At 34.5% G+C, this 20062-nt stretch carries 25 protein-coding genes and 2 tRNA genes; all 27 read left to right on the top strand.

Annotated elements, in window-relative coordinates; all coding sequences use genetic code 11:
* The first annotated feature begins 58 nt into the window (after positions 1 to 58).
* The 27 genes from Q0U74_RS02695 (at position 59) to Q0U74_RS02565 (ending at position 20030) form a co-directional block, all read left to right on the top strand.
* Positions 59 to 135, top strand: a tRNA-Arg gene (locus tag Q0U74_RS02695).
* A gap of 41 nt (positions 136 to 176) precedes the next feature.
* Positions 177 to 263, top strand: a tRNA-Leu gene (locus Q0U74_RS02690).
* Between the two features lie 175 nt (positions 264 to 438).
* A complete protein-coding gene (prfB, locus tag Q0U74_RS02685) occupies positions 439 to 1554 on the top strand; it encodes a peptide chain release factor 2 (protein WP_297392565.1) in 1116 nt (371 codons plus the stop codon).
* A gap of 7 nt (positions 1555 to 1561) precedes the next feature.
* Positions 1562 to 2266, top strand: coding sequence for an orotidine-5'-phosphate decarboxylase (pyrF, locus tag Q0U74_RS02680; RefSeq protein ID WP_297392564.1), 705 nt, complete (start codon positions 1562 to 1564; stop codon positions 2264 to 2266).
* Entirely contained in the window at positions 2266 to 2895 is a 630-nt protein-coding gene (gene pyrE, locus Q0U74_RS02675) for an orotate phosphoribosyltransferase (RefSeq protein WP_297392563.1), read from the top strand. Before pyrF ends, pyrE begins: the two co-directional genes overlap by 1 nt.
* Positions 2896 to 2946: 51 nt before the next feature.
* On the top strand, positions 2947 to 3327 hold the full coding sequence (locus Q0U74_RS02670; RefSeq protein ID WP_297392562.1) for a YkvA family protein: 381 nt from the start codon (positions 2947 to 2949) through the stop codon (positions 3325 to 3327).
* Positions 3302 to 3916, top strand: coding sequence for a DNA-3-methyladenine glycosylase (locus Q0U74_RS02665; protein ID WP_297392561.1), 615 nt, complete (start codon positions 3302 to 3304; stop codon positions 3914 to 3916). The genes Q0U74_RS02670 and Q0U74_RS02665 overlap by 26 nt, the downstream gene beginning before the upstream one ends.
* 53 nt (positions 3917 to 3969) lie before the next feature.
* Positions 3970 to 4797 (top strand): energy-coupling factor transporter ATPase, encoded by an 828-nt coding sequence (locus Q0U74_RS02660; RefSeq protein WP_297392560.1) that lies wholly within the window; start codon positions 3970 to 3972, stop codon positions 4795 to 4797.
* A complete protein-coding gene (locus Q0U74_RS02655; protein WP_297392559.1) occupies positions 4785 to 5651 on the top strand; it encodes an energy-coupling factor transporter ATPase in 867 nt (288 codons plus the stop codon). The genes Q0U74_RS02660 and Q0U74_RS02655 overlap by 13 nt, the downstream gene beginning before the upstream one ends.
* On the top strand, positions 5644 to 6441 hold the full coding sequence (locus tag Q0U74_RS02650; protein WP_297392558.1) for an energy-coupling factor transporter transmembrane protein EcfT: 798 nt from the start codon (positions 5644 to 5646) through the stop codon (positions 6439 to 6441). The genes Q0U74_RS02655 and Q0U74_RS02650 overlap by 8 nt, the downstream gene beginning before the upstream one ends.
* Positions 6438 to 7169, top strand: coding sequence for a tRNA pseudouridine(38-40) synthase TruA (gene truA, locus Q0U74_RS02645; RefSeq protein WP_297392557.1), 732 nt, complete (start codon positions 6438 to 6440; stop codon positions 7167 to 7169). Before Q0U74_RS02650 ends, truA begins: the two co-directional genes overlap by 4 nt.
* Positions 7170 to 7314: 145 nt before the next feature.
* Complete coding sequence (locus tag Q0U74_RS02640) at positions 7315 to 7701, top strand: Asp23/Gls24 family envelope stress response protein (RefSeq protein WP_297392556.1); 387 nt, start codon at positions 7315 to 7317, stop codon at positions 7699 to 7701.
* Positions 7698 to 8096 (top strand): transcription antitermination factor NusB, encoded by a 399-nt coding sequence (gene nusB / locus Q0U74_RS02635; protein ID WP_288166385.1) that lies wholly within the window; start codon positions 7698 to 7700, stop codon positions 8094 to 8096. The genes Q0U74_RS02640 and nusB overlap by 4 nt, the downstream gene beginning before the upstream one ends.
* A 1-nt stretch (position 8097) precedes the next feature.
* Positions 8098 to 9549, top strand: coding sequence for an exodeoxyribonuclease VII large subunit (gene xseA, locus Q0U74_RS02630; protein WP_297392555.1), 1452 nt, complete (start codon positions 8098 to 8100; stop codon positions 9547 to 9549).
* Complete coding sequence (gene xseB / locus Q0U74_RS02625; protein ID WP_019124819.1) at positions 9550 to 9774, top strand: exodeoxyribonuclease VII small subunit; 225 nt, start codon at positions 9550 to 9552, stop codon at positions 9772 to 9774.
* Positions 9758 to 10621, top strand: a complete 864-nt coding sequence (locus Q0U74_RS02620; RefSeq protein ID WP_297392554.1) for a polyprenyl synthetase family protein — start codon at positions 9758 to 9760, stop codon at positions 10619 to 10621. The genes xseB and Q0U74_RS02620 overlap by 17 nt, the downstream gene beginning before the upstream one ends.
* Positions 10621 to 11421 (top strand): TlyA family RNA methyltransferase, encoded by an 801-nt coding sequence (locus Q0U74_RS02615; protein ID WP_297392553.1) that lies wholly within the window; start codon positions 10621 to 10623, stop codon positions 11419 to 11421. The genes Q0U74_RS02620 and Q0U74_RS02615 overlap by 1 nt, the downstream gene beginning before the upstream one ends.
* Positions 11422 to 11428: 7 nt before the next feature.
* Positions 11429 to 13090, top strand: a complete 1662-nt coding sequence (gene recN, locus Q0U74_RS02610; protein WP_297392552.1) for a DNA repair protein RecN — start codon at positions 11429 to 11431, stop codon at positions 13088 to 13090.
* Positions 13091 to 13642: an NUDIX hydrolase gene (locus Q0U74_RS02605; RefSeq protein WP_297392551.1), complete on the top strand. Its 552-nt coding sequence runs from the start codon at positions 13091 to 13093 to the stop codon at positions 13640 to 13642.
* The gene (locus Q0U74_RS02600; RefSeq protein WP_297392550.1) at positions 13635 to 14435 is read left to right on the top strand and encodes a purine-nucleoside phosphorylase; all 801 of its coding nucleotides are present in this window, start codon (positions 13635 to 13637) and stop codon (positions 14433 to 14435) included. Before Q0U74_RS02605 ends, Q0U74_RS02600 begins: the two co-directional genes overlap by 8 nt.
* Complete coding sequence (locus tag Q0U74_RS02595; RefSeq protein ID WP_297392549.1) at positions 14435 to 15736, top strand: thymidine phosphorylase; 1302 nt, start codon at positions 14435 to 14437, stop codon at positions 15734 to 15736. The genes Q0U74_RS02600 and Q0U74_RS02595 overlap by 1 nt, the downstream gene beginning before the upstream one ends.
* A 1-nt stretch (position 15737) precedes the next feature.
* Complete coding sequence (locus Q0U74_RS02590) at positions 15738 to 16370, top strand: site-2 protease family protein (RefSeq protein WP_297392548.1); 633 nt, start codon at positions 15738 to 15740, stop codon at positions 16368 to 16370.
* Positions 16349 to 17092, top strand: a complete 744-nt coding sequence (locus tag Q0U74_RS02585) for a ScpA family protein (protein WP_297392547.1) — start codon at positions 16349 to 16351, stop codon at positions 17090 to 17092. The genes Q0U74_RS02590 and Q0U74_RS02585 overlap by 22 nt, the downstream gene beginning before the upstream one ends.
* Positions 17061 to 17588 (top strand): SMC-Scp complex subunit ScpB, encoded by a 528-nt coding sequence (gene scpB, locus Q0U74_RS02580; protein WP_297392546.1) that lies wholly within the window; start codon positions 17061 to 17063, stop codon positions 17586 to 17588. The genes Q0U74_RS02585 and scpB overlap by 32 nt, the downstream gene beginning before the upstream one ends.
* Complete coding sequence (locus Q0U74_RS02575) at positions 17585 to 18292, top strand: pseudouridine synthase (RefSeq protein ID WP_288166393.1); 708 nt, start codon at positions 17585 to 17587, stop codon at positions 18290 to 18292. The genes scpB and Q0U74_RS02575 overlap by 4 nt, the downstream gene beginning before the upstream one ends.
* The gene (locus tag Q0U74_RS02570; protein WP_297392545.1) at positions 18289 to 18843 is read left to right on the top strand and encodes a class I SAM-dependent methyltransferase; all 555 of its coding nucleotides are present in this window, start codon (positions 18289 to 18291) and stop codon (positions 18841 to 18843) included. The genes Q0U74_RS02575 and Q0U74_RS02570 overlap by 4 nt, the downstream gene beginning before the upstream one ends.
* A complete protein-coding gene (locus tag Q0U74_RS02565; RefSeq protein WP_297392544.1) occupies positions 18840 to 20030 on the top strand; it encodes an NAD(P)/FAD-dependent oxidoreductase in 1191 nt (396 codons plus the stop codon). The genes Q0U74_RS02570 and Q0U74_RS02565 overlap by 4 nt, the downstream gene beginning before the upstream one ends.
* The last annotated feature ends 32 nt before the right edge of the window (positions 20031 to 20062 follow it).

Genomic DNA, 20062 nt, shown 5'->3' with positions numbered 1-20062 from the left:
CGCCTTGCCAAGGCGAGGGTCGCGAGTTCGAATCTCGTCATCCGCTCCATTTTTTTATGTATCCTTAGCTCAGCTGGATAGAGCGTCTGGCTACGGACCAGAAGGCCGGGGGTTCGAATCCTCTAGGATACGCCACAAAAACTTGTAATTTTATATTACAAGCTTTTTTGTTTTATGCAGGAATGCTGGAATAGGCAGACAGGCATGTTTGAGGGGCATGTGCGAGAAATCGCGTGAGGGTTCAAGTCCCTCTTTCTGCACCAAAAAACTACTTAACTTTTGTTAGGTAGTTTTTTTATGCAATTTTTTAAAAATTTAAGACTTAAAATTTATATAAGTGAAAAATTTTTTAAATAAAATTCCCTTAAAAGACAAAAATATTAGTGAGATTAAGACATCTGTGATATACTAAAATAAGCAAAATAAAGGAGGTTTTTTATGGAGCAAAATGTCTATTTAGATAAGGAGCGCCTGGAAAATTCCAAATCTACTACTAAGGCTTTGGGAGAGTCTCTTGAGATTGATTCTCTTAAGGAAAAAGTTGTTGAACTTAATAAAAAACAAATGGAACCAGGTTTTTGGGACGACAATGATGCTGCCCAAAAAGTTATAAATGAAACAAATTCATATCAAAGGAAGATAGATCAGTACGACGAGTTAAATGAGTTAATTACCGATGCAGAGGACCTCATTACTCTAATGGAAATAGAGGAGGATTATTCTTCTTATTCTGATTTTCAAGCTGTAGTTGATGAAATCGAAAAGAAAACTGCTGACTTTAAGCTAAACACTCTTTTAAATGGTGAGTACGATTCACATAATGCTATTCTTTCTATTCACGCAGGTGCTGGTGGTACAGAAGCGCAAGATTGGGCTAGTATGCTTCTTAGAATGTACACTAGATATGCTGAAAATAAGGGCTTCAAAGTTGAAACTCTTGACCTCTTAAAGGAAGATGAGGCTGGCATTAAGTCTGTTACTCTTAAAATTTCTGGCGACAATGCCTATGGTTATTTAAAGGGTGAAAAGGGAGTCCACAGACTTGTAAGAATTTCTCCTTTTGATTCCAACAAGAGAAGACACACTTCTTTTTCATCTGTTGATGTCTTCCCAGAGCTTGATGACGATAATGAAGTTGAAATAAAGGAAGAGGAGTTAAAGATTGACACTTACAGATCTTCTGGTGCTGGTGGACAACACGTAAACACTACTGACTCTGCTGTTAGAATCACCCATATTCCTACTGGCATTGTTGTTCAATGTCAAAATGAAAGAAGTCAAATTCAAAACAGAGAAAAGGCAATGAACATGTTAAAGGCAAAACTTATTGCCCTTGCTGAAGAAGAAAAGAAGGAAAAAATCGAAGATCTTCAAGGTAATTATTCGCAAATTGCATGGGGTTCACAAATTAGGTCCTATGTATTCCAACCTTATACAATGGTCAAGGACCACAGAACTAATGTAGATGTTGGAGATGTGGAAAGAGTAATGGACGGAGATTTAGATACTTTTATTAACGCCTATTTGCAAGAAAAGGCGACTGCAGAAAGCTGAGGTTGACATGGCAAAGGATGTAATTATTGCCCTTGATTTTCCAAGTGGCGAAGTAGCTCTTGATTTTTTAAAAAATTTTAAGGACGAAAAAGTTTATGTAAAAGTTGGAATGGAGCTTTTTTATAAGGAAGGTCCAAGTATTATTAATGAGATAAAAAAGCTTGGACACAAAATATTTTTGGATTTAAAAATTCACGACATTCCAAATACTTGTAAGGGTGCTACAAATTCTCTAATTTCACTTGATGTTGACATGATAAACTACCACATAGCTGGCGGCAAAAAAATGTTAAGTGAAGCTAGTGAAATTGTAAATAAGGAAAAGCCTGAGATGATTACTCTTGGCGTAACTATGCTTACTTCTACTGATGAAGAAGTTATGCACCATGAGCTTAAAATTGATAGAGAAAAAACTCTAAAGGACGTTGTTCTTGATTATGCAAATCTTGCCAAGGAAGCAAACTTATCTGGCATAGTTTGCTCTGCCCTTGAAGTGCCAAAGATTAAAGAAAACTTAGGAGATGACTTTATCACAGTTACTCCTGGCATTAGAAAAGTTAAGGGTACTGACGATCAAAAGAGAGTTGTAACTCCAAGTGAGGCAAGAGAATTAGGGTCTGACTATATAGTTGTTGGAAGACCTATCACAAAGGCTGAAGACCCACTAAAGGAATATAAGGAAATTAAAAGAGACTTTTTAGGAGGAGAATAATGCGAGAAATTGCGAAAATTTTATTAAAACTAAAGGCTGTAACACTTTCACCGGAAGAACCTTACACTTGGGCATCTGGCATAAAGTCTCCTATTTACTGTGACAACAGACTTACACTTTCTTATCCAGAGGACAGAAAAGTTGTAGAAGAGGGTCTTGTAAATTTAATTAAAGAAAAGTTTTTTAATGTAGAATATATTATGGGTACAGCAACTGCAGGCATTCCTCACGCTGCTATGATTGCTGATAAAATGAATTTACCTATGGGCTTTGTGAGATCTTCAAACAAGGACCATGGCAAGCAAAATAAAATTGAAGGTGCAAAAATTCCTGGCGCCAAGGTTGTTGTAATTGAAGACTTATTTTCAACTGGTGGCTCATCTATTGAAGCTGCAAAGGCCCTTTCAGATGAGGGATATGAAGTTCTTGGCATAGTAAGTATTTTTACTTACAATATGAAATCAGCTGCTGAAAACTTTAAGGCTTCTGGCTACAAACACGAGTCACTTACAAATTTTGATGAACTAATTGATGTTGCTCACGAAATGGACTATATCAAGGAAAGTGAAATTGAAAAGTTAAAATTATTTAGGGACAATCCAAAGGATTCCTCTTGGATGAATGTTTAATTTATTTTTTGGGTAAAGGAAAAGTGAAATTCAAACTTAGGGGGAAAAAAGTTGAATTATTATAGAACTTTAAGAAAGATATTACCTTACGCCAATCAAGTTTTTAAAAATAAAGATAGGTTAAACAAAGTTATTGAGGAATCCATGTCACAGACTAATAAACTTGAATTGTTAAAAAAAATTTCTCGTGAACTTAAACTTGCCCTTGGACTTGTCATGGACTATTCAAAGGGAAATTATAGAGATGTAAAGAAAAAAGATATTATCTTAATTTTGGCAGGATTTTTGTATCTATTAAATCCAGCTGACATTGTTCCAGATTTTATTTTATTTTTTGGCTTTTTCGACGATTTAAGTGTTTTAACTTACATCATTAAGAAATTGAACAGGGAATTGGAAAAATATGATGAGTGGAAAAATTCTAGGAACTGATTTTTTCGAGAGAGATACTGTTGAAGTTGCAAAAAATTTATTAGGAAAGGAAATTATCAGAAATATTTCTGGTAATTTTTTCTGTGCAAAAATAGTTGAGACTGAAGCCTATCTTGGTCTCAAAGACAAGGCATGTCACTCCTACGGCGGAAATATTACAAAGAGAAATGAAATTTTATATAGACATGGTGGCACAATTTATGTCTACTTGATTTACGGAATGTACAATCTCTTAAATATTGTGACAAGAGATGAAGATGAGCCAGAGGCTGTCCTTATTCGTGCAGTGGAACCCCTAGAAAACCTTGACGCCATAGCTATTAATAGATTTGGAAAAGTTTATAGGGCTCTTTCAAGCTATCAAAGGAAAAATCTTACTAATGGACCAGGCAAACTTTCCCTGGCACTGGGTATAGATAGAAGCTTAAATGGAAAAATTCTTTCGCCAGATTATCTTTACATAGAAGAGGGCGAAGATGTAAAAAATATTGTTGAGGCTAAGAGAATTGGAATTGATTATGCTGGGGAAGACGCTCATCTTTCTCTCAGATTTTACTTAGGGGATAGTCTCTACGTCTCAGTTAAATAATATAGATTTTTGTTAAGTTATGATTTATAATAGGTTAACATAAAGGTGATAAAATGATTAGCATAAAAAATCTGTCTTTTAAATATGATTATGAAGACGAAAATGCAATACAAATTTTAAAAAATATAAATTTAGAAATAAAGGAAGGCGAGTTTGTCGCCCTACTTGGACACAATGGTTCAGGCAAGTCAACTCTTGCAAAATTAATTAATGGACTCTTAATTCCTGGCGAAGGAGACGTCCTCGTTGACGGCATGAACACAAAAAATGAAGAGGAAATTTGGGACATAAGGCGCAATGCTGGCATGGTTTTTCAAAATCCGGACAACCAATTAGTTGCCACAATTGTTGAAGATGAAGTTGCCTTTGGTCCTGAAAATCTTGGCATTGAGCCAGCTGAAATAAGAAAGAGAGTAGACAAGGCCCTAGAAGATGTTGGCATGTCTGATTACAAAAAGAATGCTCCCCATCTTTTATCTGGCGGACAAAAGCAAAGAGTTGCCATAGCAGGAATCCTTGCCATGAGTCCAAAATATATAATTTTAGACGAGCCAACTGCCATGCTTGACCCTAGTGGAAGGCGCGAAGTTATTGACACTCTCGTGAAGTTAAATAAAGAAGAAAATAAAACTATTATCCTAATCACTCACTACATGGAAGAGGCTGCAATTAGCGACAGAGTAGTAGTAATGGAAGATGGAAATATTGTCCTAAGTGGAAAACCAAGAGAAGTATTTTCTCATGTTGATGAAATAAAAAAATTGGGACTTGATGTGCCACAAGTTACAGAGCTGGCACATGAACTTAAAAAATATGGTATTGAGATTTCTACAGAAGTTTTAAATATCGAAGAAATGGTGAAGGAAATATGTCACTTATAGAGATAAAAAATTTAACACATATTTATAGTGAAGGCCTTCCCTTTGAGAAGAAGGCAATTGATGATATAAATTTAAAAATCGAAGAAAATGAATTTATTGGTCTCATTGGTCACACAGGCTCTGGCAAATCAACTTTTATTCAACACTTAAATGGACTTTTAAAGCCAAGCAGTGGAGAAATAATTCTTGATGGAATGAAGGTAGACAAGTCCAGCTCAAACTTAACTGAGCTTAGGAAAAAAATTGGTCTTGTTTTTCAATATCCAGAGTACCAACTTTTCGAAGAGACTATAGAGAGAGACATAGCCTTTGGACCAGGAAATTTAGATTTATCTGAAGAAGAAGTCTCAAGAAGAGTTAAATCTTCTATGGATTCAGTAGGACTTGACTACGAAACTTATAAGGACAAATCGCCCTTTGAACTTTCTGGTGGACTAAAGAGAAGAGTTGCCATAGCAGGTGTCCTTGCCATGGAGCCAAGGGTTTTAATCTTAGATGAGCCAACGGCAGGACTTGACCCAAGAGGTCGTGACGAAATTCTTAGTGAAATAAAAAGTATTCACGAAAAAAGGAAGATCACTGTAATTTTAGTTTCTCACTCCATGGAAGATGTGGCAAAAATTGCGGAGAGAATTATTGTAATGGACAAGGGAAAAGTATTTTTGGACTCAAACCCAAGAGAAATCTTTAGGAATGAGAACAAACTCCTTTCAGTTGGACTTGGTATACCACAAATCACATCCCTTATGAGAGCTTTAAAGAAGAAAGGACTAGACATAAACGAAGACTCCATTACAGTGGAAGAAGCCAAGGAGTCCTTGATAAAATATTTGAGAGGTGTTTCTCATGTTTAAAGATATAACAATTGGACAGTACTTTCCAGGAGAAACCCTAGTTCATAAATACGACCCAAAACTAAAGATGCTTACTATGATACTTTTCATTGCATCTCTGTTTTTCATCTCATCAGTATTTATGTATTTGCCAGTGGTAATTTATTTGTTGCTTATTATTTATGTGGCAAAACTACCTATGGGCTTAGTCCTTCGCGGACTTAAACCACTTAGATGGATAATCTTAGTAACCTTTATAATTAATTTATTTTTCTCACCAGGAGAAGCAAAATACACATTTGGAATTTTAAAAATTTCTCAAGAAGGAATTGACCTTGCAGTATTTATGGGCATAAGACTTATACTTTTAGTTCTTGGAACATCACTACTTACTTATACAACTTCGCCAATTGAACTTACAGATGGAATTGAGTCACTCCTTAGACCATTTAGAAAAGTTGGAGTGCCAAGTCACGAAATCGCCATGATGATGACAATTGCCCTTAGGTTTATCCCAACTCTAATCGAAGAAACTGACAAAATTATGAAAGCACAAATGGCAAGAGGGGCAGATTTTGAATCGGGAAATATAATAAAACGTGCAAAAAATTTAGTTCCCCTACTTGTTCCCCTCTTTATAAATTCTTTTAGAAGGGCAGAAGAACTTGCCACAGCCATGGAAGCAAGATGCTACAGAGGTGGAGATGGCAGGACAAAAATGAATGCATCAAAAATTGTGAAAAAAGATGTAATTATTTTTGTGGGAAATATAATATTTTTCGCAGCAATAATTTTGGTTTCAAAAATATGAATATACTGATAAAAATAACTTATGACGGCACGAACTTTCACGGCTTTCAAAGTCAACCTAATGAGAGAACTGTGGAAGGCGAACTAAATAAGGGTCTTGCCAAAACCTTAAAGGAAGAAGTAAAAGTTTTTTACGCAGGCAGAACTGACAGGGGAGTTCACGCCCTTGGTCAGTACGCAAATTTTTATTCGGAAACCACAATTGACATTGGAAATCTTCCAAAAGTTATAAACTTTAACTTGCCTGAAGATGTTTCAGTTGTTGGTGCAAAATTTGTTCCAGATGATTTTCACGCCAGATACGATGCAAAGTTAAAAAAATATCGCTACGTAATTCACAGATCTCGCTATAGAAATGCTTTACTTTTAAATAGAGCTTATGAATATCCCTATGAAGTGGATCCAGATAGAATGAGAAAGGCTCTCTCATACTTAATTGGCGAGCATGACTTCAACTCCTTTATGGGAAAGGGAGCTGTAGTAAAAGATTCCATAAGGACAATAGAGCGAATTGATGTAATAGAAGATGGAGACTTTTTGTATCTGGACTTTGTGGCAAAGGCCTTCTTAAAAAATATGATACGAATAGTTACGGGAACTGCCCTTGAAATAGGACGAGGACAGAGAGAAATTGAATATATGAAGGAAGCCTTGGAAAAGAAAAAGAGAAAGGCTTCAGGACCGACAGCACCAGCCTGCGGACTATACTTAGTAGATGTTAAGTATTAGCCCTCGGGCTTTTTATTTTCTAAAAAATTTGATTTGACAAAAATTTCAAGAAAAACTTTATTTTTAAAAGTGCGGCAAAGTGCAATAAATTGATAATATAAGAAGTATTTGGTATAATTATTTTAGTTAATTTGGAGGTGTAATAGTGGATAATAAATATCTTGTTAATGGTAATGAGGCAGATGGTAAGGTTAAGATTTCTGAAGATGTTATCGCTACAGTTGCATCAGTTGCAGCTGAAAGTGTTGATGGCGTTGTTAAAGTTGGCTCAAACTTCAAGTCTCAAGTTACTGACATTTTAAATACAAAAAACTTCAATAGGGGAGTCAAAGTAAATATTGGCGAAAGAGAAACTATTGTAGATGTATATATTACTATTGAGTACGGAATTAAAATCGTTGAGGTTTCTGAAAAGGTGCAAGCACAAGTTAAGGAAGCTATTGAAAATATGACAGACTTTGATGTTGTGGAAGTAAATGTTCACATCTCAGGCATAGCTGTTAAAAATTCTGAAAAGACGATTGTAAAATGAGTAGGAAGAAAGCAAGAATAGGTGCCATGCAGGCACTCTTTTCTATGGATATAAACAATGATTTTTCTCTCGACAATTTAAATTTATTTATGGAAAATAATCACTTTTTAGGTGATGAAGCTGATTACATTAATAGGGTTGTGCCAGATATTTTGGAGAAGCTTGAAACTGTCGATGAGACAATTGAAAAGAACTTAAAAGGCTGGACTATGGCTAGGCTTGCCAAGGTGGACAGGCAAATTTTAAGAATTGCTGTCTATGAATTTTTGTATAAAGACGATATTCCACCAGAAGTTTCTATTAACGAAGCTGTTGACATTGCAAGACTCTATAGTTCTGACGATGCACCTAAATTTATAAACGGAATTTTGGGAACTATTTATAGGAGTTTTTAATTTGGCAAAGGCTGCTTTTAATGTAAGTGAACTTAATAATTACATCAAAAAGCTAATCTCAATGGACTACATCTTGAGGGATATTAACATCACTGGCGAGGTCACGAATTTAAATGTGCACAGTAATGGCAATATTTATTTTTCTCTAAAGGACAAGTTTGCAAGAATTGATGCAATGGCAAGTCAGGATGATGTAAATATTAAATTATCTGACGGTGCCAAGGTCATGGCTAAGGGCACTGTCACTTACTATGAGAGAAGTGGCAGGATTTTTTTGTATGTCAGTGAAATTGAGCTTGATGGCAGGGGGAATCTCTATCAAAAATACTTGGAATTAAAGAAAAAACTTTCTGAGGAAGGTCTTTTTGAGCCTTCTCACAAGAAAAAAATCAAAAAATATCCATCTTCAATTGGATTAATCACATCTACAAGTGGTGCTGCAATAAAAGATGTGGTAAATATTTTTAGAAAGAGAAATAAAAACTGTGACATTTATGTTTTTCCAAGTTTAGTTCAAGGCGATGCGGCAAGTGAAAATTTAATTCGCGGCATAAAATATTTTAATGAAAAAGAGATAGTTGACACAATAATTATTGCTCGTGGTGGTGGAAGTTTTGAAGACTTATTTGTCTTTAATGACGAGAGCCTTGCCAGAGAAATTTTTGCGTCAAAAATTCCTATTATTTCTGCCGTTGGTCATGAAATTGACTACACCATATCAGATTTTGTATCAGATTTAAGGGCGGCAACGCCAACAAATGCAGCTGAACTTGCAAGTCTAAGTGAAGATGAAATTAAAGACTATCTTTCTAAAAAGAAAGTTGAGCTAAGTAATTTAATGGAGAGAAGGCTAAGTGCCAGTCACTTGAAGCTACTTTCTCTATACAAAAATATTTCTTTAAAAAACCAGGTCTACAAGATAAATTCAATGACGAGAGACCTACTTTATAAGGAAACTTTATTAAATAATTCCATGAAAAAAATTTTGCAAGCACATGCCTTTGAACTGCAAAATAAAAAGTTCTACTTGCAGAATTTTAAGTTAAATAAGTCCAAGGAAATTGAAAATTATTCCTATAGGCTTAAAAATATTTCAGTAAAATTATCTTCCAAGATCAGCAAAAATAGAGAAAATTTGAACTTTAACAAAAAACTTTTATCTTATTATTTTAATTCACGCATCAAAGATGAATTTGACAAATTTAAATCCTATGAAAAGTTTATTTTGGACTACGATTTAGATAACAGGTTAAAAAATGAAAGAGAAAGGCTAAATTTTTTAAAGGTAAGATTAAATTCAGCCTTTGATAAGATTAATAAAATAGAAATACTTACAGAAGATGGATTAGAGTTAAAATCTGCCAAAGATGCAAGGCTTGGAGAAATTATTTCTTTAAAATTCAAGGATGGCAATGTTAAATCCAAGGTTCAAGAAGTGGAAATGAGGGATTAAATGCAAAGAGATTACGAAAGTTCTTTTAGAGAGCTTGAAAAAATTATAAAGGAACTTGAGTCTAAGGACATTAGTCTTGAAGATTCCATAAAAAAGTACGAAGAAGGCATTGAACTTTACAAGTATCTTAACAATACTCTAAAAGCATATGAAGGCAAAATTAAAACTATTGCAGAAGAAAATTCTGAATTTATTGAGGACAAAAAAGATGACAGATACAGATAATTTACTAGAAAAATTTAACAACTATTTGAGCTCACTACTTGAATACGACGACAGTCCACAACATAAGGTAATTGATTCTATGAAATATTCACTTTTTTCTGGTGGAAAGAGAATTAGACCTATGCTAACTCTTTTGACTTATAGCGAGTTTTCAAGTGAAGAGGATTCCTTTGATAAAATTCTTCCCTTTGCTGCTGCAATTGAGATGATACATACTTATTCTCTAATTCACGACGATCTTCCAGCCATGGATAATGACGATTTTAGAAGAGATAAGCCAACTAATCACAAGGTTTATACAGAGGGAATTGCCACTTTGGCAGGGGACGGACTTCTAAATATGTCCATGGAAATTCTTCTTAGACATATTGAAAATCTTGAAGACAAAGATGACCTCAAACTTGCAATTAGGGCAATGAAATACATTTATAATGCAACTGGTGTAAATGGAATGATTGGCGGACAAACTATTGACATAGATTTTAAGGTGACTGACTACAATGTCGACATCTGCGAAAATATGTACAAGCTAAAGACAGGCGCTCTCATAAAGGCATCTGTAGTTGTAGGTGGCATAATAGCAGGAGTTGAAGCAGATAACATCACTAAGCTTTCAAAGTTTGGCGAAAATATTGGTCTTGCTTATCAATATGAAGATGACCTACTTGATGAGGACAAGGATCCTGACAGTGGCGAAATAAATATGCTCTTTTTCAAGGATAAAGAGGATTTAAAAAATGAAATTGTGGATTTAACTAATTCTTCCTACGAAGCACTTGAAGACCTTGAGCTTAAAGACAATTTACTAAAAAGTTTTGTTGCAAAATTAATAAATAGGAGCAAATAATGGCTAAAAAACGTGCAGATGTTTTATTAGTTGAAAAGGGCTTAATTGATTCCAGAGAAAAAGCCAAGAGATTAATTATGGAAGGCAAGGTTTTTATTGGCACTGAAAGAGTAGAAAAACCAGGCATGCAATTAAAGGATGATGCCAAAGTCTACATTAAGGGCTTAGAGGACAGCTTTGTGTCAAGAGGTGGTCACAAGCTTGAAAAAATGATTGACGACTACGACATAGATTTAAAGGATGCTGTCTGCGTTGATATAGGTGCTTCAACTGGCGGATTTACTCACTGTATGCTAAAACATGGAGCCAAAAAAGTTTACGCCATTGATGTTGGTTACAACCAACTTGACTACAGACTTAGGATGGACGAAAGGGTAGTCTCCCTTGAGAGAACTAATATAAGATATTTTGACAGAGAATTAATAACAGAGGAAGTTGATTTTATTTCCATTGATGTTTCCTTTATTTCTCTTGAATTAGTCCTTCCAGTTGCAAAAGAAATTTGTGGAGATAAGGGAAAAATTGTAGCCTTAATCAAACCACAGTTTGAAGCTGGAAAAGGCAAAGTTGGCAAGGGCGGCATAGTAAGGGATAAAAAAGTACATATTGAAGTTATTGAAAAGATAATAGGCCTTGCAAGGGACTTGGATTTAAATATTGTTGCCCTCACAAATTCTCCAATTAAGGGCACAAGTGGCAACATTGAATTTTTAATTTACTTGTCAAATTCTGAAGTGTCTAGTGAAAATTTTGATGCAAGTGAAATTGTAAATAGGGCTTATGAAAGTTTAAATGATTAGGTGAAATATGCTTTTAGAGTTAAATATTGAGAATTTTGCAATAATTGAAAATATGAAAATTGAGTTTGAAAGTGGCTTAAATGTTTTAACTGGAGAAACTGGCTCTGGTAAGTCAATTATCATAGACTCACTTGGTCTTGTCCTTGGTCAAAGAGTAAATAAGGACATTATAAAAAAAGGCAAGGACAGGGCTTTTATAGAAGCAGTTTTTTCTTCCTATGACGAGGAGACGAAAGAACTTTTGTCTCAATATGGGATTGATTCAGGAGATTTAATTGTAATTTCCAAGGAAATAAGGGACAAGGGTCCATCAATTACTAGGATTAACAACAGAACTATAACTTCTCAAATTTTATCAAAAATTTCAAGTCATCTCATTGATATTTTTGCACAACATGAGTCAATTTCACTTATGGACAACAAAAATCAGCTAAAATTAATCGATGATTTTTCTGGAAAGACTCAAAAAGATTTACTCTTGAAGCTAAGAGAACTTGTACAAGATATAAATTCTTTAAAAGATGAATACCAAGAAAAAACACTTCTCGAAAAAAATAAGGATAGGGAAATGGATTTATTGGGCTATCAAATAAAAGAAATTGAAGATGCAGGCTTAACTGATTACGATGACGAAGATCTTTACGATGATTTTAATGCCCTAAACAACATGACTGATACCCTAGTAAAATTATCTCAGGCAAAGTCACTTATAAATGACGGCTACGAAAGTGCCTCTGCCGAAGATATTTTAGACAAGATAATAGGCAATATTGTTGATGTTACAAAGTACAACAAGGACTTAAAAAGAACAGAAGAAGAACTTGAGGACATTAGGTACAGGCTATCTGACATTGCAAAGGACATTGATAGAATTATAAATTCCAGCGAAGTTGACGAGGAAAAACTCCAGTATTTAAAGGAGAGAATTGACCTTGTAAATAATTTAAAATTAAAATACGGAAACAATGTCAAAAAGATAAATTCATTTTATGATGAAATAAAGGAAAGACTTTTATTTTTGCAAAACTTTGAAGATAATTTGCAAAAACTTTTAAATAAAATAAAAAACTTAGAAGACCAGGCTTTAAAGCTTGCAGGAGAAATTAGCGAAAACAGAAAGAAAACTGCAAGAGTTTTAGAGAAAAAGGTAGAAGAAGAGATTAACAAGTTGAATATTAAGGGTGCAAAATTTAAAATCGATATAAGGGAAAAAAACCTTTCTCTTGATGGAATTGACAAAATTGAATTTTTAATTGCACCGAACTTAGGTCAAGACTTAATGCCTATGGCAAGAGTTGCATCTGGCGGCGAAATGAGTAGAATTATGCTTGGTTTTAAAAGCATCATTGCTGAGAAAGACAACATCCCTACTCTGGTTTTTGATGAAATTGATACGGGTATTAGTGGAAAGACTGCACAAATTGTGGGCAACAAGATAAAAGAACTTGCAAGGGACAGACAAGTCATTGTAATTTCTCACTTGCCACAAATTGTTGCACTGGCAAACACACATTTTGCTATAAAAAAAGATGTGGTTAATAACAGCACGATTTCTACAATTGACAAGCTAAATTATGACGAGAGAGTGGAAGAAGTTGCGAGATTAATTGGCGGAATGAATGTAAGTGAAGTTGCAATAGAAACTGCAAAGGAAATGATTGGTGATTAAATGGCAAATTCAAATAATGAAGAGAGAACTATGAAATCCACAAAGATTTTTGACGGCAAAGTCTTACAACTAAGAGTTGACACAGTTGAGATGGAAGGTCAAAAGTACACTAAAAGAGAAATAGTGGAGAGACAGCCTGCTGTTGGCATAATTGCTATAACAGAAGATGACGAGATTATCCTTATAAAACAATACAGAAAGGCAATTGACAAAGAAATTTATGAAATTCCTGCAGGTATGGTGGACTTTGGAGAAGAACCACAAAAGGCAGCTCTTCGTGAATTAAAGGAAGAAACTGGTTATGATGCAGAAAAATCTGAATATCTTTTAGAGACTTATTCTTCTCCTGGCTTTACTAATGAAAAATTATTTATTTTCTACGCAGGTGGACTCACAGAAGGAGACCAAGATCTTGACGAGTTTGAGCACCTAAGTGTGGTAAAAGTAAAATTCGAGGAAGCGTTAAAACTTATAAGTTTTGGCGAAATAACTGACTCAAAATCTGTGGCAGGAATTTTATTCTACAATAATTTTAGGAGGGAAAATGGATAAGACTATTAAATATATAAGAGAAAAAACAAAGCTTGAACCTGAAATTGGAATTGTCCTTGGCTCAGGACTTGGCGACTTTGCAGATTCAATTGAAGATAAAGTTGAAATAGCCTACAAAGACATTCCAGGCTTTCCTGTTTCAACAGTTAAGGGGCACGATGGCAAGTTAATTTTTGGCAAAATAAATTCAAAAAATGTCTGCCTAATGAAGGGGAGAATTCACTTCTACGAAGGCTACGACATGTCTGATGTTGTCTATCCTATAAGAGTTCTTGCAGATTTGGGAGTTAAGACTTTAATTTTAACTAACGCTGCAGGTGGAGTAAACACTGATTTTAATCCAGCAGACCTTATGATAATTACAGACCACATAAATTTAATGGGCAAAAATCCATTAATCGGTCCTAATGACGAGGATCTAGGTCCAAGATTTCCTGACATGACTGACCTTTACACTCAAGAACTTGTTGATCTTGCAGAAAATTCTGCAAAAAAACTTGGCATTGGCATAAGAAAGGGTGTCTACATGTACTTTACAGGACCATCTTATGAGACAGCAGCAGAAGTTAAAATGGCAAGGATACTTGGAGCAGATGCTGTTGGCATGAGCACAGTACCTGAAGCAATTGTTGCAAGACACAGAGGACTTAAGATTCTAGGCATCTCAACTATTACTAACATGAGTACTGGCATTCTCGACACGCCACTTGACCACGCAGAAGTTGTAGAAGTGGGAAATCTTGTTGCCGGCAAATTTAAAGAACTTTTAAATGAAATCATTGAGGAGATTTGATGAATTTTTTAGATATTATTCAAAAGAAAAAGGAAAATAAAGCCTTAAGTGAAGAAGAAATAAAATTTTTTATTGAAAATTATGTAAAGGGAGAAATACCTGACTACCAAGTTTCAGCTTTTTTGATGGCAGTTTATTTTAACAAGTTAAATTTAGATGAAACTTATTACCTTACCAAGGCAATGATAGAATCTGGTGATCGCGTTGATTTATCTGAAGTGCCAGGTTCTAAGGTTGACAAACATTCAACTGGTGGCGTTGGCGACACAGTTACCCTTGTCCTTGGACCACTACTTGCATCAGTGGGTCTTGTCTTTGCCAAAATGAGTGGCAGGGGACTTGGACACACTGGTGGAACTCTTGACAAGCTTGAGTCAATCCCCGGTTTTAATATAAATATTGGCGGCAAAGAATTTGTTGAAATTTTAAAAAAATCAAATATAGCAGTAATTGGTCAAACAGAAAATATTGTTCCTGCAGATAAACTTCTTTATGCCCTAAGAGATGCAACGGCAACTGTTGACAATGTAAGTTTAATTGCATCATCAATTCTTTCAAAGAAAATTGCCCTAGGCACAGACGGTCTTGTTTTAGATGTAAAAGTAGGAAATGGTGCCTTTATGAAGGATGTGCCATCAGCTGTTGAACTATCAGAACTCATGGTAAATCTTGGCAAAAAATTTGGCAGAAACACTAAGGCAATAATAACAAGCATGAACGAGCCTCTCGGCGATGCCATAGGCAACAGCCTAGAAGTTATTGAAGCTATAAATATTTTAAAGGGCAAAAAATCTGGTCATCTTAAGGAAATTGCACTGAAAATTGGCTCTAAGTTAATGATCATGGAAGGTCTGGCAAAAAGGGAAGATGAGGCAAGAAAAGTTCTTGAAGGGAAAATTTCTGACGGCTCTGCAATAGAAAAGTTTAAGGAAATGGTTGAGCTTCAAGGTGGAGATCCATCCTACATTGATGACACAGATAAATTTAAAAAGTCATCAATAATAAAAGACATCACATCAGAAGAAACAGGCTTTGTAAAAGCCATTGAAGCAATTGAAATTGGCATTGCATCAAGAGATCTTGGAGCTGGTAGACACAAGAAGGGCGATGTTCTTGATTTAAGTGCAGGAATTTACCTTCACAAAAAAGTTTCAGACTTCGTGGAAAAGGGCGAAAAAATTGCCACAATTTACACTGAAAAGGAAAATGAAGTAGAGGGCGCTATTGATAGAATTAAAGCTGCCTATGCTTTTTCTGACAAGAGGGAAGATTATAAATTAATTATAGAAGAGATTGATTGAAATGAATAAATTAGATATAGCATCTATTGCAATAAATATTATTGCACTTATGATTGCCATTATTCCACATGAGATAGCCCACGGCTATGTTGCCTATCTCTGTGGCGACACAACTGCAAAGGACGACGGAAGACTTAGCTTAAACCCACTTAATCACATTGACCCTGTGGGTTTAATTTCTATGATTATTTTTAGGTTTGGCTGGGCAAAGGCTGTGCCAATTAACCCCTATAGGTTTAAAGGCAACAGAAAAGTGGCATCACTTTTAGTTTCCCTTGCAGGAGTTTTTACTAATTTTGTACTTGGTTTCATTTCAGGAATTATTTTAGTTTACTTAAACTACAAGTCATCCTTTTTGACACCACTTTTCACATCAATTTTTTGGTACAACATTATGCTTGGCGTATTTAATCTTGTGCCCCTTCCACCCCTCGATGGCTCAAAGGTTTTGGCAACACTTTTGCCAGAAAAGTTGGAATATAAATTTTATAAGTACGAAAAATATTTTTACTTTGTCCTTGTAATAATGATATTTTCTGGTTTTGTAGACAAATTTATAGCGCCAATTATTGAAAATATTTTAAGTGGAATTATTTACTTGGGAATCAAGCTATGGAATACAATATTGTTTTAAAAACTTATGAAGGTCCAATGGATCTTCTTTTAGATTTAATAAAAGAAAATGAAATAGATATTTACGACATTCCAATTTTTAAAATCACTGAAGAATTTTTAAAATACATTGAAAATATGAAGAAGCTGAACCTCACTCTCACTTCTGATTTTATTTTAATGGCAGCTACTCTTTTGGAGATAAAATCAAAAATGCTTCTTCCAAAAAAAGAAGCCTTAGATGATGAAGAAGTGGAAGAAGACCCAAGACTTGACCTGGTTGAAAGTCTTTTGGAATACAAAAAGTACAAAGAGGCGTCAGAGATTTTAAAAATTCAAGAGGAATACGAGTCAAAATCCTTTTACAAGCTAAGGACAGAAATATTTTCCATGAGCGAAATGGATTTTTTAAAGGATTCCAATGTGGAAAAACTTTCCCTTGCCTTTTTCAATATTTTGAAAAACTACAAGGACAAGGAAATTGTTGGCATTGAAAGAGAATATTTTAAAGTTGAGGACGCATCGAGAAAGATTAAGCAAGCTTTAAAGAAAAATAAAAAAATAAAATTCAGCCAACTTTTAGTAGATATAGTCTATAAGGTTGATGTTATAACTTATTTTTTGGGAATGCTTGAGCTTATAAAGAATCAGTATATCACGGCAAATCAAAGCGACAATTTTGCAGATATTTTAATTGAAGAAAGAGAATACCATGGACAAGAACAAACTCAAATCAATAATTGAATCAATACTTTTTATTTGGGGCGACCCCATAAGCCTTGAGGACCTTGCCAGCACTCTAAAGCTGAGAAAGGACTACGCAAGGGAAATTCTCATGGAAATGAAGGAAAATTATAAAAATGAAACTTCAGGACTTAGGCTAAGAGAAGTAGACGGCAAGTTTCAACTTGGCACTAAGCAAGAAAATGAGCCCTATCTTAAAAATTTAATCAAAGAAAAAAATGAGAAAAATCTTTCAAAGCCTGCCCTTGAAACTCTTTCCATTATCGCCTACAAGCAACCAGTGACAAAAGTTGAAGTAGAAGAGTTAAGAGGAGTCAACTGTGACAGCACAATAAAAGGTCTTCTTGATTTTAATTTAATAGAAATTTCTGGCAAGCTTGACAGAATCGGTCATCCAAATTTATACAGCACCACTGATAAATTTTTGCAAAAGTTTGGCATGAAAAATTTGGAAGACCTACCTGATTTAAAGGAATTAGAGGAGGAATCTAATTGAGATTACAAAAATACATGGCTCACTGCGGAGCTGCATCCAGAAGAAAGTGCGAAGAATACATTAAGGAAGGTCTTGTAAAGGTCAACGATAAAATCGTCACAGAGCTTGGCACAAAAATTGACCCTAATGTGGATAGAGTTTACTTAAATGGAAAGAGACTCACTCTTGAAAATAAAAAAATTTATATGATTTTAAATAAGCCAATTGGAGTTGTCACAAGCGCCAATGATGAAAAGGACAGACAAACTGTAACTGACCTTGTGCCAGACGACTACAGAGTTTATCCTGTGGGAAGACTTGACATTGACACTACAGGCTTAGTCCTTTTAACAAATGATGGCGAGCTTGCAAATATTTTAATGCATCCAAGATATAAAATTGGAAAAAAATATATTGTAACTGTGGAAGGGACACCTAATGCTCATGAGCTTTCTCTTTTAAGAGCAGGACTTGACATTAGAGACTTAAAGACTTCTCCAGCAAATGTAAGAATTTTAAAAAACTTTAAGCAAGATTCAATTTTAGAAATAGAAATTTTTGAGGGACAAAATCATCAAGTGAAGAGGATGTTTGACTACATTGGTCACAGTGTAAAAAAACTAAAGAGAATTTCCATGGGAGAGATTGAACTCCTTGACCTTGAAGTTGGAAATTATAGATACTTAAATGAAAAAGAAATAAAGTATTTAAAGGGATTAAAATGATTGTAAAGGAAAAATATTTTGAGATAGTTGACGAGATTCTATCTCATAATTTTTTAGGCAAAATTGCTGTTGATGCCACTGTGGGAAAGGGTAAGGACAGCCTAAAACTTTTAGAGGCAGTTGGAGATGAGGGCTTCCTCTATGGCTTTGACCTGCAAGAAGAAGCTATTGACGCTACAAAAAAACTCTTAAGGGATTATAAAAATTATAAATTATTTTTGGAAAGCCACGAAAACATTGATAAAATAGAAAAATTTGACCTAGTAATTTATAATCTTGGATATCTTCCTGGCTCAGATAAAAAAATTACAACTCTAAAAGATTCAACTATTTCATCACTTAAAAAAGCCACAGAAAAAATTTCTGAGGGTGGAATAATAATTGTGGTTTCCTATTTAGGCCATGAAAATTCTCTTGAAGAAAGACTTGGAGTAGATGAATTTTTAAAAAATCTCAACCAAAAGATTTTTAAAGTTGAAAAGAGAGAGTTTTACAATCAAAAAAATAATCCACCTATAGTTTATTTAATTGAAAAGAAGGTAGAGAGATGAAAATTGCAATAATTGGAGGAGGACCTGCTGGGATGATGTGTGCCATAAAGGCTGCAGAAAATCACCAGGTTACCATCTTCGAAAAAAATGAAAAATTGGGCAAAAAATTATTTATTACGGGCAAGGGAAGATGCAATCTCACAAATTATTGCGATGAGAGAGAATTTTTGAAAAACCTGGTAAATAATTCTAGCTTTATGTATTCATCAATTTATTCTTTTTCACCCTTTACAACTTACTATTACTTTGAAGAACTGGGCCTTCCTCTTAAAGTTGAAAGAGGTAATAGAGTTTTTCCTGCTAGCGACAAGTCCTCTGATGTCATAAAAGCCTATGAAAAAAAATTAAAGGATCTGGGAGTAAAAATAAATTTAAATTATGAAGTGACTTCCATAGAAAAAGTTGACGACAAGTTTATTATTAATGGCAGAGAAAAATTTGACAAAGTCGTAATTGCAACGGGCGGCATATCCTATAAGCTCACTGGCTCAACTGGCGATGGCTATAAGTTTGCTAAAGGCTTTGGCCACAAGGTCATAGACCAAGTGCCAGGACTCATTGGCATAAATTTAAAAAACAATTTTTCTTTGGCAGGCCTAACTTTAAAAAATGTGGAGTTAAAAATCCTAAAGGATAAAAAAATAATTTCCAGAGAATTTGGCGAAATGCTCTTTACTCATAGGGGCATTAGCGGTCCCATAGTCCTAACAACTTCAAGTAAAATAAATAGATTAAAAGATTTTGAAATGTACTTGGACTTAAAACCAGCCCTTGAGCCTGAAAAGCTTGATGCTAGAATTTTAAGGGACTTTCACGAAAATCAAAATAAAAATTTAGAAAATGTAATGAGAGCACTTTTGCCAAAGGATTTAATTATTTATATTCTTGAAAGTGCAGGCATATCTGGAGACAAAAAGGTAAATCAAATTACAAAAGAGGAGCGAGAAAGTTTAGTAAGAACTATTAAAAACTTTGCCTTAAAATTTGATTCATTAGATGACATTGATAGAGCCATAGTAACAAGTGGCGGCGTCGATGTAAAAGACCTGGACCCAAAGACTATGGAGTCAAAAAAAGTAAGTGGACTTTATTTTATTGGCGAAGTCCTAGACCTTGACGGACTAACTGGTGGATTTAACATTCAAATTGCAAATTCAACAGGATATTCTTGCGGAATCAATTTGTAAGTCCTTTACTTATTTTTGAAAATAAAATATAA

The organism is uncultured Peptoniphilus sp. (assembly GCF_946998875.1).
Classification (GTDB): domain Bacteria; phylum Bacillota; class Clostridia; order Tissierellales; family Peptoniphilaceae; genus Peptoniphilus_A.
This window is presented reverse-complemented; position numbering and strand designations above follow the sequence as displayed.